This is a genomic window from Candidatus Eisenbacteria bacterium (assembly GCA_026388185.1).
Lineage (GTDB): Bacteria > Eisenbacteria > RBG-16-71-46 > JAFGJU01 > JAFGJU01 > JAPLKG01.
In genome coordinates, this window is record JAPLKG010000005.1 from 1 (window position 1) to 12495 (window position 12495).

11 protein-coding genes are annotated in these 12495 nt (G+C 57.0%); all 11 read left to right on the forward strand.

The window, feature by feature from the left end; genetic code table 11:
* The first annotated feature begins 168 nt into the window (after positions 1-168).
* The 11 genes from murQ (at position 169) to NTX17_01875 (ending at position 12439) form a co-directional block, all read left to right on the forward strand.
* The gene (murQ, locus tag NTX17_01825; GenBank protein ID MCX5800116.1) at positions 169-1230 is read left to right on the forward strand and encodes an N-acetylmuramic acid 6-phosphate etherase; all 1062 of its coding nucleotides are present in this window, start codon (positions 169-171) and stop codon (positions 1228-1230) included.
* Positions 1149-2462, forward strand: a complete 1314-nt coding sequence (locus tag NTX17_01830; protein ID MCX5800117.1) for an extracellular solute-binding protein — start codon at positions 1149-1151, stop codon at positions 2460-2462. Before murQ ends, NTX17_01830 begins: the two co-directional genes overlap by 82 nt.
* Positions 2463-2464: 2 nt before the next feature.
* Positions 2465-3334 (forward strand): sugar ABC transporter permease, encoded by an 870-nt coding sequence (locus NTX17_01835; protein ID MCX5800118.1) that lies wholly within the window; start codon positions 2465-2467, stop codon positions 3332-3334.
* Positions 3335-3377: 43 nt separating this feature from the next.
* Complete coding sequence (locus NTX17_01840; GenBank protein MCX5800119.1) at positions 3378-4229, forward strand: carbohydrate ABC transporter permease; 852 nt, start codon at positions 3378-3380, stop codon at positions 4227-4229.
* A gap of 60 nt (positions 4230-4289) precedes the next feature.
* The gene (locus NTX17_01845) at positions 4290-5492 is read left to right on the forward strand and encodes an anhydro-N-acetylmuramic acid kinase (GenBank protein MCX5800120.1); all 1203 of its coding nucleotides are present in this window, start codon (positions 4290-4292) and stop codon (positions 5490-5492) included.
* A 28-nt stretch (positions 5493-5520) separates the two neighbouring features.
* Complete coding sequence (locus NTX17_01850) at positions 5521-6861, forward strand: SpoIID/LytB domain-containing protein (GenBank protein MCX5800121.1); 1341 nt, start codon at positions 5521-5523, stop codon at positions 6859-6861.
* Between the two features lie 17 nt (positions 6862-6878).
* Entirely contained in the window at positions 6879-7904 is a 1026-nt protein-coding gene (locus tag NTX17_01855) for a glycoside hydrolase family 3 protein (GenBank protein MCX5800122.1), read from the forward strand.
* Positions 7905-8264: 360 nt separating this feature from the next.
* Complete coding sequence (locus tag NTX17_01860) at positions 8265-9491, forward strand: ABC transporter substrate-binding protein (protein MCX5800123.1); 1227 nt, start codon at positions 8265-8267, stop codon at positions 9489-9491.
* A gap of 83 nt (positions 9492-9574) precedes the next feature.
* Positions 9575-10477 carry a branched-chain amino acid ABC transporter permease gene (locus tag NTX17_01865; protein MCX5800124.1) on the forward strand — a complete coding sequence of 301 codons (903 nt, stop codon included), beginning with the start codon at positions 9575-9577 and terminating at the stop codon, positions 10475-10477.
* The gene (locus tag NTX17_01870) at positions 10474-11484 is read left to right on the forward strand and encodes a branched-chain amino acid ABC transporter permease (GenBank protein MCX5800125.1); all 1011 of its coding nucleotides are present in this window, start codon (positions 10474-10476) and stop codon (positions 11482-11484) included. Before NTX17_01865 ends, NTX17_01870 begins: the two co-directional genes overlap by 4 nt.
* A 214-nt stretch (positions 11485-11698) precedes the next feature.
* Entirely contained in the window at positions 11699-12439 is a 741-nt protein-coding gene (locus NTX17_01875) for an ABC transporter ATP-binding protein (GenBank protein ID MCX5800126.1), read from the forward strand.
* The last annotated feature ends 56 nt before the right edge of the window (positions 12440-12495 follow it).

A 12495-nucleotide genomic window follows, 5' to 3' on the forward strand; every position in this document is an offset into this window, starting at 1 on the left:
GTGTGAGGGAAAACCTCATGCACGGTTTGATGAGGGGAGTCTGGAGACCGGGTATGGTTGTCGGGACTGAGGCCTCGTGCGAAAGTAAACGAGACTAGCCACCCGAAACCTGTAGCCACGGCGCCAGACTGCTACTCTACAGGTTTCGACACTTACTTCAAAGAAGCGATGGGCAAAAAAGCGATCGACGAAGGAAGAGAAGTCTTTCTCGAACTCATTTCTCTGATCACGGAACAGCGCAATCCGTGCACCATGGACATCGACCTGCGCTCCACCGATGAGATTCTCAGGATCATCAACGATCAGGACAAGACCGTTGCACGCGCCGTGGAGAAGGAGCTCCCCCACGTCGCGGCCGCGGTCGAGCTTGTGGTCGAGGCGTTACGCAAGGGAGGCCGGCTGATCTACGTGGGCGCGGGCACGAGCGGAAGACTCGGGATGTTTGACGCGGCGGAATGTCCGCCGACGTTCGGCACGGACCCGCGAACGGTCCAAGGAGTGATTGCCGGGGGTAAGAGGGCCCTTTTTCGGGCCGTGGAAGGTGCAGAAGACAGAGCGGAAGAGGCAAGGAAACTTATGAGACAGTTGCGCGTGGGCGCAAACGATGTCGTGGTGGGAATCGCTGCGAGTAGGCGCACTCCCTTTGCCAAGGCCGCGATCGACGAGTCGAGAAAGCTGGGCGCGAAAACCGTCTACCTGACGTGCAATCCCTCTTCGACGATTGACTTTCCAGTCGACGTGGCGATTTGCCCGCAGGTCGGACCCGAAGTCATCATGGGTTCGACACGGATGAAAGCGGGCACTGCGCAGAAGATGGTGCTCAACATGATTTCCACGTGCGCGATGATAAAACTGGGCAAGGTCTTCGAGAACATGATGGTCGATCTAATGGCCACGAGCAAGAAGCTCGTTGAACGCTCAAAGCGGGTCGTCATGATAGTTACCGGAGTCGACTACGATGTCGCAAAGGAATACTTGGAAAAGGCCGGAGGAAGTGTGAAGACGGCCATCTTGATGATTGAGGCCGGCGTGGGCGCGCGAGCCGCAGAGAAACTGCTCGTCGATTCCTCCGGTTTTGTGCGAAAGGCCCTCGAGCAAGCTTACGCCTCTTCGCGTCGCGGGAAGAAACCGGCAGGCGGGCCGGAGAAATGCAGAGCCGCGGGGTCGAGGTGTGGCGGTCGCGCGAGCAAGCCGCGGAAGAAAAACCCTTCGAGATTGAGAAGATCATGAATCTGAGAAGAGTGTTCCTCTTTATTTTCTCCTTCATCTTCTTCGCGTTCGCGCTTTCAGGTTGCGGGAGAGAAAAGGGCGTTCGTTTGACCTTCTGGCAATTCTGGCCGTCCGACGTCATAGAGCCTATCATCACGGAATTTGAAAGAGCCAATCCTGGTATCAAGGTGGAGATGCAGCAGCTCACGTGGCAAAACGGATTCGAGAAGATTGTTGCTGCCGTCTCGTCGGGCACACAGCCCGACCTTTGTGAGCTTGGCTCTACCTGGGTCCCGCGGTTTGCAGCGGACGGGGTTCTGGGCGAGGTGACGAGCGAAGTCGGCGCGCTCAGGGACAGCCTTCTTTTTTGGGAGAGCTGCACGTTGGACGGAAAGATCTACGGGATTCCGTGGGTAGCCGGTACGCGGGCACTCTTCTACAACAAGGAGCTTTTTCAAGAGGCGGGCCTTGACCCGGACTCTCCACCGAGCACGTGGGAGGAATTGATTGAATGCGCTCGGAGGATTCATTCGCCACGCAACGGCGTCTACGGCTACGGAATGAATGCCGGCGAGCGGTACGTGCTTTTCAAGAAGTTCATGCCCTTCGCCTGGGGGAACGGGGGCAGGATTCTCAACCAGGACCTCCGCCGCTCGGAGTTCGCTTCCGGTGAGAATCTGGACGCACTGCTCTTCTACTGCTCCCTCAAGAAATACTCTCTCGTGGAAAAACAGGACGTCCTTGACATGACCTTCAAGCAGGGCAAGGTGGGCTTGGAGATATCCGGCGGTTGGAATCTTAAGACCATTCCCGCAGACGCCCCGGACCTCAAGTTCGGTGTCGCAGTGGTGCCGAAACCGAAGGCGTGTTGCGGAGTTCATGCGTCGTTTGCGGGGAGCGAAATACTTGTCACCTTTGCCAAGTCAAAGCGGCACAAGGACGCTCTCAAGTTGGCGAGATTCCTGGTCGAGAAGCAGAACATGATCGCCCTCTGCCGGAGCGCGAAGAGCGTTCAACCTACCTTCAGAGGAGTCGAGAACGATCCATACTACGACTCGAATCCTCTCGAAAGAACGTTCGTCGTCCAGTTGAGCACAGCGATAGCCCCGCCTCCTCATCCAAGATGGCCGGAGATCGAAGAGGTGATAGAATCGACGGTGGAAGAGGTGGTTTACGGCGTCAAGAAACCGGAAGAAGCCTTGCTCGAAGCCGACAGGAAGATAAGCTCGATCGTGTCGAACGCAGAGCGCTGAGGATGCATAAGACTCGCTCCACCCTCGTTTTTCTTTCTCCGTGGCTTGTTTCGTTTGGCATCTTCTGGGTGTTCCCGCTCGTCTTTTCGCTCGTCTTGAGTTTTCTCCGTTTCAATCCCTTGCGGCCCGACACCACACAAATTGTGTGGCTTTCGAATTTCGCGACCGCCTTCAAGGACCCGCTCTTCTGGAAATCGCTCACCAACACCCTCGTGTTTGTTCTCGGCACGGTTCCGGTCACGACTGTCGTGGCCTTCTTTCTTGCAGTGGCGATCAACCAGAGGATTCCCCTTCGCACGCTCTACAGATCCGGTTTCTTCGTCCCATCAATAATTTCCGTAGTCGTGATTTCGATCATCTTCAAGCAATTCTACTCGCCGCTCGGCCTTGTGAACAAAGTGGTTCAGCTCTTTGGCGGCGAGCCGAAATCGTGGCTCGGTGAACCACGAACCGCTCTTCTGTGCATAATGGCGATGGACGTGTGGGCGAGCTTCGGCTATTACACGATACTCTTCCTGGCGGGACTGCAAGCCATACCATCCGAAACCTACGAGGCGGCCCGAATCGACGGGAGCGGATTCTGGGGCACGCTTCGGTTTGTCACGGTTCCGATGGTGCGGCCGATCACGCTATTCATCGTGGTCATAAACACAATTCGCTCTTTTCAGATTTTCATCGAGATATTCGTCATGACGAGAGGAGCACCGCTCAACAGTACTCTGACGTCGGTCTTCTATCTGTACGACAGGGCGTTCTATAGATTCGAGATGGGGTATGCGAGCGCCGTGGCATATCTTCTTTTCATTGTCATCCTGTGTTTCTCGCTGGCGCAGATGAGATACCTGAGGATGGGTAGGGCGGCCGGCGAGTGAACGGACGGCGAGAGCGGCGACTGACACCATGACGAAAGAGGCCATGAGAACTGCGACGAGAACAAACGCCGACGGCAGGCGCAGAATGAGGACCCTGACCCTCTCTGTTTTTCTGCTCTTGCTGCTCGCCTCCACGCTTTTCCCGCTCTATTGGATGGTCGCCACTTCTCTTCGCGGAGAAGCCTCCGTCCTAAGGTCGGCCACGGACCTGTGGCCCGGAAGGCCGAGCCTGCACAATTACGTCGATGTCTGGCGAAGCGGTCCGTTCGCTCGGTATTTTCTCAACAGTGTGGTCGTGAGCGCGGTCGTGGTGCTCGGAAATCTTCTCTTTGCGTCAATGGTGGGGTACGCGATAGCGCGGAGACAATTCCGCGGCAAGCGGTTCGTAATCGTGGCGATTGTCTCCATGCTGATGGTGCCGCGGCAAATCACTATGATTCCTCTCTATCTTCTCATATCAAAGCTCCACATGATGAACACGTATTTTGCCCTCACGCTTCCGTTTCTTGTCGACGCCTTCAACGTCTTCCTGATCTCTCAATACGTCATTTCGCTTCCGGTGGAACTCGAGGAAGCGGCGCGGGTGGACGGGGCGAGTGACTTGAGTATTTTTTTCAGGATTGTCCTTCCGCTGTCGCGGCCTGCGCTTGCGGTCGTGGCGATAAACACGTTTCTGGTGAACTGGAATTCCTTCCTCTATCCCTTGATATTGACAAACACCGAAAGAATGCGTACTCTGCCTGTCGGCCTCGCCTTGTATTCGCAGGGAGAGCACAGCATGGACTGGGGCCATTTGACCGCGGGGTCGACGCTCTGCGCGATTCCCATCATATTTGTGTTCTTGATGTTTCAGAGGCACATAATAGAAGGCATCACCGCCGGCGCCGTCAAGTAGGACCGGGCTCGTGCTCGACTACTTGGAGGGCGTCGGAGACTCAGGTCGGCGACAAGTATCGTGAACGAATTATTCAAGATTGCGAAGAAAAGAACAAAGCGCGTCGTCGGACTCATGGCCGGCACGTCCCTGGACGGGATCTCGGCTGCGGTCGTTCAAGTCACGGGGTGCGGAACCGAGACAAAGATCGTTCTGCTCGAACACGCGACCTTTCCCTACGATCCGGAAATCAAGCGCGCCATCCTGAGCGCATCGACTCCGCGGTCGGGCACGGTTGATCTCATTAGCGAAATGAATTTTGTGATTGGGGAGCTTCTGGCAGACGCCGCCCGCCGGATAACGGAGCAAGCAGGGCTCAAGATGACCGACGTCGACCTCATAGGCTCGCACGGGCAGACCGTCTATCACTGCCCCTTCGAGAGCCGGACCGTTTGGAAGACTCCTTCTTCGCTGCAAATAGGCGAACCCTGCGTAATCGCGGAGAGGACCGGTGTGACCACCGTCGCCGACTTCAGAACGCGAGACCTTGCCGCCGGCGGAGGGGGTGCGCCTCTCGTGCCGTACGTCGATTTCATTTTCTTGAGATCGCCCGAGAAATCCAAAGTCGTCCTCAACGTCGGGGGAATCGCCAACCTGACCGTCCTCCCGAGAGGTTGCACTGTCGATGACGTGTTCGCCTTCGACACCGGCCCGGGCAACATGCTCATCGACGCGGTCGTAAAGGAAGTGACACGCGGCGCAGAGGAATTCGATCGAGAGGGCAGGATGGGGGCCTCAGGCACCGTGGACGCGGAACTCGTGAATGAGTTGTTGACTCACGAGTACTTCCGCACGGAGCCGCCGAAGTCCACGGGACGAGAGCTTTTCGGGAGCAAGTTCCTGATGCTTTTCCTCGAGCGGGCGGGTTCGCGCGGCCTCTCCGGCAATGACCTGGTTGCCAGCGCCACCGCCTTGACACCCTGTTCCGTTTACGATGCGTGTCAGAGATTCGTTTTCCCCAGAGTGGAGGTAGACGAGCTCATCATAAGCGGGGGCGGCAGCAAGAACGAGACGCTCGTGCGTATGATGAGGGATCGTTTCGCTCCCGTCCCGGTCACGTATTCGGACGACTACGGAATCAGCAGCATGGCAAAGGAAGCGATCGCCTTCGCAGTTCTTGCGAACGAGACGGTTTGTGGCGGATGCTCGAACATTCCCGGCGCGACTGGAGCGAGGCGACGAGTAATCCTGGGGAAAATAGTCCCGGCCTCCAAACCTGAATAGTGTACGCTGCCCAAAGGAGTACGCCAAAATGAGAGCCTCGTGGCGCCTGCTTTCTCCCTTCCTGCTTGTTCTGATGCTACCCGGATGCGCTGTCGTGAAGCGCCCCGTTACAATGCCGCACAAAGTCCCCGAAGTAAGAGTCGGCCTCGAGGTCAATGGGAAAGCAGTAACCGTGTCGGGAACGGGCATGTTCCAGATTGGAATAAAGGACAGTGATCGCAAGCCCAAAGTGTGCGGCCCGGGAGAGAGATGGACTTTCGTCTCTGCCTCAGGCGCCGTGGCGGACGTCACTGGTGGAAGCGAGGGTTCCGCCGGGGGGGAGACGGAGAGCGCCAGAGAGACAACCAAGGGAATAGAGGTGATAGACCCCGAAGGATTGTCCAGGGGAGCGCTGGACGGCACGTTTGTGATCAAGCCTCTCGAGTCGGAGAGCTTCCTGGTGGTCGGCAGCAAGACGTACCGTGGGAGTTTCGAGGTATTCCAGAGTCCTTCGAGGCTCCTAACGCTCGTGAACGTCGTCGACACCGAATCTTACTTGCGTGGCGTTGTCCCGAACGAAATCGGCGGTCTTTCTCCTCAGATTCTCGAGGCCATCAAGGCTCAGGCGGTTGCCGCACGCACTTATTGTTTCTTCTTTGCAGGCCGCTACGCCAGTGACGGTTTTGATCTTTTGCCGACCGTTCAGGACCAGGTGTACACCGGTGTGGCTGGAGAGAAACCCGTGAGCGACAAGGCAATTGCGGACACCTACGGCACGATAGCGACGTACGGCGGAAAACCCGTACGGGCCAACTATTTTTCTACGTGCGGCGGCGCCACTGCGGCGATTGAAGAAGTCTGGTCGAAGGAGCCCGTCCCGTACTTGACGAGCGTCTCAGACAAGGAGCCTTTCCAGAAGGACGCGTATTGCTCTCAGTCTTCCAGCTACAGGTGGAAGGAAACCTGGACGGCAGAGGAATTCGAGTCCATCTTCAGGAAGAACTTTCGCATTCAGTATCCGCGCGCCACTCAGCCCTCGCCGGGAGAGAGGTTGGTCGACGTCAGAGTGGCCGAGAGAAGCAAGTCAGGGCGTGTGAGAATGCTGGAAGTCATCACGTCTGACAACGTTTTCAAGATCGTCGGCGATTCCATCAGACTCGTCGTCAGGAGACCGGACGGAAAAGATTCCTTCCTTCGGAGCACTCTCTTTGATGTGGACGTCCAAAGGGAACAGGGTTATGCAAAGACGGTCGTTTTCTACGGCGGAGGAAACGGCCACGGGGTCGGCATGTGCCAGATGGGAGCCATCGGAATGGCAAAGGCCGGCAAGGACTTCAAGCAGATACTGACCCGATACTACAAAGGCGTGAAGCTCACGCGCGCATACTGATGGTGCCGCGCAATACCATGAACAAGATTGACGCACAAATCTCTACTCTCAACCTCGAAGAGAAGATCGGCCAGCTTCTTGTAGTCGGATTTACGGGCACCGAAGCGAGCGAAAGCCTCCGCAAGTTCATCTCCGACGGAGGATTCTCCGGATTCATTCTCTTCAAGAGAAACATCGAAACAGTCGAGGGAGCCAAGAAACTCCTCAAGGGATTGAAGTCTCTCTATCCGAAAGACCGTCCCCCCATTCTGGCCGTGGATGAGGAAGGTGGAAGAGTTACACAGATAAGTCACCTGGTTTCCGCCGCGCCGGCAGCGGCCACGATCGGGAGAACGCGCAACGCGAGGTTCGCCTTCTTCCACGCGAGAGACATCGCCCAAAAACTCAAGTGGCTCGGCTTCAACGTTGTCTTCGCTCCGGTTCTCGACGTCAACGACGAGCCGACCAACCCGGTCATAGGCGACCGCGCTTATGGTAGCGACGTCGATACGGTGACGTCGTTGGGGATCGCTGCGCTCCGGGGCTTCGGCGACCCGGGGATTGTGCCGACCGCGAAACACTTTCCCGGGCACGGCTCATCAAAGATTGACTCGCACGAGAAGCTTCCCGTGATCACACATCCCGCCGAAAGGTGGTACACGTTCGAAATGGTTCCTTTCAGATCTGCGATAGAGGCCGGCGTGCGAATCATGATGACGGGTCACATTGCATGTCCCTCTCTCACCGGCAGTGAAGAATTGCCCGCAACCTTTTCCTCCCAGATCCTCCGGCGCATACTGAGAGAAGAGCTTCGCTACAACGGTGTCGTGATCACAGACGCCATGGAGATGGCGGCGGCAACTGATTACATGGCGGCCACCGGGGCGGGTCCCGAAGACGCGATCCTGGCAGGATGTGATCTGCTCCTTTTCGCGCACGGCCGCGAACCGGTGCACAAGGCACGCAAGGCATTGATGAGAGCCGTCAAGGAGGGAAGACTCTCCGAGGCCAGGGTCGATGAATCCTTGCAGCGAGTTCTCTCACTGCGCGCTAGCCTCATCTAGGAGATTGTTGCGAATCGCCGTCGCGCAGGCCCGCTCTTGCATTGCCACGTGCGCCTCCACGTTGGGCCGCTTTTCCACTGCTACGCGCCCCTCACTCTGACGCGCTTCCCAGCGCCGAGCGCTGCCAGCCACATTGCCTCCCCGCACTTGTCCCCCTTGACGCCCGCCTTTTTTGCGGTTAGACTGCCGGATTGTACGAACATGGTGCGTTCTGATTGTGTCCAGAATGCCCGGGCCCATCTCTCTCGTCGGGCCTCACGGGCCACTCGCCCGAGCACTTTGGATGCAATCCCGTGTGTCAATTCTGCAATACCCCCAAGGTTTTCGGTTTCCCTCAATCGAGCGGAAGAGGAGGTTAAGATGTTTCTCAAACGTGGGGAGATCATGAAGCGAATTCTGTTCCCGGTCTGCCTCTTTGTGGCAATCCTAACTATCTGTTCTTTCCTTTCTTGCGCCAAGAAGACCGAAGAAATCCGGATCGGTGAGTTTGGCTCTCTGACCGGGACCACCGCCACGTTTGGCATTTCGACAAAGAACGGGATTGACCTCGCGGTTGAAGAAATCAATGCGGCCGGCGGTGTCCAGGGTAAGCTACTGAAGGTGATCGTCGAAGACGATCAGGGAAGACCCGAGGAGGCCGCCACCGCCGTGAGAAAACTCGTTGAGCAAGACAGAGTCATGGCGGTGCTCGGTGAAGTGGCGAGTTCGAGGAGTCTCGCCGGGGCGCCCATCTGCCAAAACGCCGGCGTTCCGATGATAACGCCTTCTTCGACCAACCCCAAGGTCACTCAGGTGGGTGATTTCATTTTCAGAGTGTGCTTCATCGACCCATTCCAGGGAATGGTTGCGGCGATCTTTGCCAGTGATTCGCTGGGCGCGAAGAAGGCCGCAATCCTGCGGGATATCAAGAACGACTATAGTGTGGGCCTTGCGGAGTTCTTCGCCACGACCCTTGTTTCCCGTGGAGGGAAGATCGTAGCGGACGAGTCCTACAGCGAAGGCGACATCGACTTCAAAGCGCAACTCACGGCGATCAGAGCAAAATCGCCTGACGTCATCTTCGTGCCAGGCTATTACACGGAAGTGGGTCTCATTGCAAGACAAGCAAGGGAGCTCGGTATCACCGTGCCGCTTCTGGGTGGTGACGGTTGGGTCTCGGACAGACTGATCGAAATCGGAGGTTCGGCTCTCAATGGCTGTTACTTCACCAACCATTACTGGGACGGGGACCCGGATCCCGCGGTTCAGAGTTTCGTTTCCACTTACAAGAAACGCTTAGGCGGCAATCCCGACGCACTGGCTGCGTTGGCGTACGATGCGGCGAAGCTACTGGTCGCAAGCATTGAGAAGCTTGCCTCGGAGGACCCCGGTGCCTTCAAGACCCTCGTGGGAGTTCCCGATGCGAAAACCGGCAAGCTCCGCAAAGAGGCGCTCGCGAAACTCAGAGACATTCTGGCGGCCACGAGGGATTTCCCGGCGGTTACGGGCAGCATCAACATCGACGAGAACAGAAACGCCGTCAAGCCGGCGATCTTTCTCACGATAGAGAACGGAAAGTACAAGTACGTCGGCAAAGTGCTTCCTTGATAGCCCCGAGGGTATGACCCTGCGGGCAGACGGTCGTCCGCGCACAATCGGCGGCCGGTGGAATCGAAGCCCCAGAGGAATTCTTGCAGGAGTTTCTTCAGCAGCTTGTAAACGGAATCACGTGGGGAAGCATCTACGCTCTCATAGCCCTGGGTTACACCATGGTCTATGGGATCTTGAGGCTCATCAACTTCGCCCACGGCGACGTTTACATGGTCGGAGCCTTCGCGGCATACTTTGCGGCACGGCTCGTCGGCGCTCCTGGGCCCGTGTCGCTGATCGGGGCGGTTCTTGTTCTTTTAATCGCGATGGGCTCTTGTGCCTTGCTCGGCGTCGCCATTGAAAGAGGGGCCTACAAACCTCTGAGAAAGTCTCCGCGGCTCACTGCGCTCATCACCGCGATCGGAGTCTCCTTGCTTCTCGAGAACCTGGGCATCATTGTGTTCGGGCCCGATCCCAAGTTCTTTCCCCAGATTGTGACGTCTCGGCAGATGGAACTTGTCTCCGGCGTGGTTGTCGGACGCCATCAGATTATTGTTCTCGCCGTCTCGGTTCTTCTGATGCTCTTGCTTCAGTTGATTGTGCTCAAGACAAAAATAGGGAAGGCCATGAGGGCCGTATCGTTCAACAAGCAAGCGGCCAGCCTCATGGGCATTTCTACCGACAATGTGATCACCTTTACTTTCGCGATAGGCTCGGCCCTGGCGGCGGCAGCGGGCGTGCTCGTGGCCTTGAGTAACCCGAAGATCGACCCGTTGATGGGCATCATGCCCGGCATCAAGGCCTTTGTGGCTGCGGTCCTGGGCGGCATAGGAAACATCCCGGGGGCCATGCTGGGTGGCCTGATCATGGGGATCGCCGAGGTAATGGTGGTGGGGTACGTCTCGTCGACTTACCGTGACGCCATTGCGTTTGCTTTACTCATAGTTATTCTTCTGGTCAAGCCCACGGGTCTGTTGGGGACCGGAATGGCGGAGAAAGTGTGAGAGGGTTGCTTCTTGTTCTTGTTGTCACAATAGTCCTGGTGCTTCTCAATTTTCTTCTTCCCGCTCTGATCAATCCGTACCTTTTCCAGATTCTCATTCTCTGCGGAATAAACGTCATACTCGCCGTGAGTCTCAATCTGGTCAACGGCTTCACCGGACAGTTCTCGATAGGTCACGCCGGCTTCATGGCAATAGGCGGATATACTTCTGCGGCACTCACGTACTACCTTGGACCACACGTCTTGGGCAAGGCCGCGTCAATCGGATTGTCGCCGGCGATCGTGGGAACCTCGTTTTTTGTGCTTTCCGTCGTCGTCGGAGGGCTCGCGAGTGCGGTGGCGGGATTTTTGGTGGGACTTCCCTCCTTGAGGCTCAGAGGTGACTATCTCGCAATCGTGACGCTGGGCTTCGGCGAAATCATCAGAGTCATAATCCTCAACGTCAACGCCGTTGGGGGAGCAAGGGGATTCGCCGACATTCCGCGGTACACGAACCTCTTCTGGGTTTCCTTCTTTGCATTCGTGACGATTCTGGTCGTGAGGAATATCACGACTTCCACCCACGGGCGCGCTTTCATCTCGGTGAGAGAAGACGAAATCGCCGCCGAGGCTCTCGGCATAAACACCACCCACTACAAGGTACTCGCGTTTGCCATAGGAGCGTTCTTTGCCGGTGTGGCGGGCGGACTGTTCGGTCACTACCTCATGTACCTACACACAAACAGCTTCACTTTTATGAAGTCGTTCGAGGTCGTGATAATGGTGGTCCTTGGCGGTATGGGCAGCATCACGGGCTCGGTAATCGCGGCGGGCTTTCTTACCATATTGCCTGAGGCCCTCCGGCCGGTCAAAGAGTTCAGGATGGTGATATACGCGAGCCTTCTCATTTTTCTCATGATCGCGAGGCCCCAGGGGCTTCTTGGAATGAGGGAGCTGAGTCTTCAGACCTTCCGCTCGCTTCCGTTCAGGCCGGGGAAGAAGCGGACGGAAGGAGCGCAGAGTGGATGATGGCCGGCGGCAGTCGAAGTAGGGGAGGAGGCGGCGCGGCAGTGGGGAGCGAGTAGGAGACACCGAGCGAATGCCGTTGTAGGCGGGGCCAATAATGCTGGAAGCGAAGAGAAACATGGAGGATCGGAGCCCGGCCCGTGGTGAAGATGCGCTGGCGATGAAACGTGGGAAGGAATCTAGCGTGAACGAGCTTCTTTCGCTTAGAGACTGCTCCATGGATTTCGGTGGACTGAAGGCAGTCTCCAACTTCGATTTTTCGCTGACAGAGGGCGAGCTTGCGGGACTCATCGGCCCAAACGGAGCAGGGAAGACAACGGTTTTCAATCTAATCACGGGGGTCATTGCTCCCACCTCCGGAGAGATCCGTTTCGACGGCAACAGGATCGACGGTCTCCCGACCTACAGAATCGCCAAAGTCGGTATTGCTCGCACTTTCCAGGCAACCAGGCTTTTCAAGGACCTGACGGTTCTAGACAACGTGAGAACCGCCTGTCATCTCCATGCGCACTCCACCCTTTACGGCGCGATTGTCAGGACTCGTGGCTTCTATGAGGACGAGGCCAGAATATTGGCGATAGCCACAAGGCAGCTAGAGACCTTCGGACTTCTCGCTCTCAAGGACTCCAAGGCAAGCATGCTTCCTTACGGGCTTCAGAGGCGAGTCGAGATCGCACGTGCGCTTGCCAGCGAACCGAAGATTCTTCTTCTGGATGAGCCCGCTGCCGGAATGAATCCGCAGGAGACCGAGGACCTGATGAGACTAATTCGGTGGGTCAGGGACGATTTCAAGCTCACCATCTTGCTCATCGAACACGACATGAGAGTCGTGATGGGAATTTGCGAGAGAATCGCCGTGCTCGACCACGGCGTCAAGATAGCGGAAGGAAAGCCCGATGAAATCAAACGTGACCGCAAGGTGATCGAGGCCTACTTGGGGGAGGACATCGTTTGCTAAGGCGAGCGTACACTGTGCCGAAGACCGGGTGCCGAAGACTGGCGCGGCGGCGCTGA

Bases quoted from the DNA above. Each gene is read 5' to 3' on its own strand.
- murQ (MCX5800116.1), top strand. From the start codon at position 169: ATGGGCAAAAAAGCGATCGACGAAGGAAGAGAAGTCTTTCTCGAACTC.
- NTX17_01830 (MCX5800117.1), top strand. From the start codon at position 1,149: ATGCAGAGCCGCGGGGTCGAGGTGTGGCGGTCGCGCGAGCAAGCCGCG.
- NTX17_01835 (MCX5800118.1), top strand. From the start codon at position 2,465: ATGCATAAGACTCGCTCCACCCTCGTTTTTCTTTCTCCGTGGCTTGTT.
- NTX17_01840 (MCX5800119.1), top strand. From the start codon at position 3,378: ATGAGAACTGCGACGAGAACAAACGCCGACGGCAGGCGCAGAATGAGG.
- NTX17_01850 (MCX5800121.1), top strand. From the start codon at position 5,521: ATGAGAGCCTCGTGGCGCCTGCTTTCTCCCTTCCTGCTTGTTCTGATG.
- NTX17_01855 (MCX5800122.1), top strand. From the start codon at position 6,879: ATGAACAAGATTGACGCACAAATCTCTACTCTCAACCTCGAAGAGAAG.
- NTX17_01860 (MCX5800123.1), top strand. From the start codon at position 8,265: ATGTTTCTCAAACGTGGGGAGATCATGAAGCGAATTCTGTTCCCGGTC.
- NTX17_01875 (MCX5800126.1), top strand. From the start codon at position 11,699: ATGGATTTCGGTGGACTGAAGGCAGTCTCCAACTTCGATTTTTCGCTG.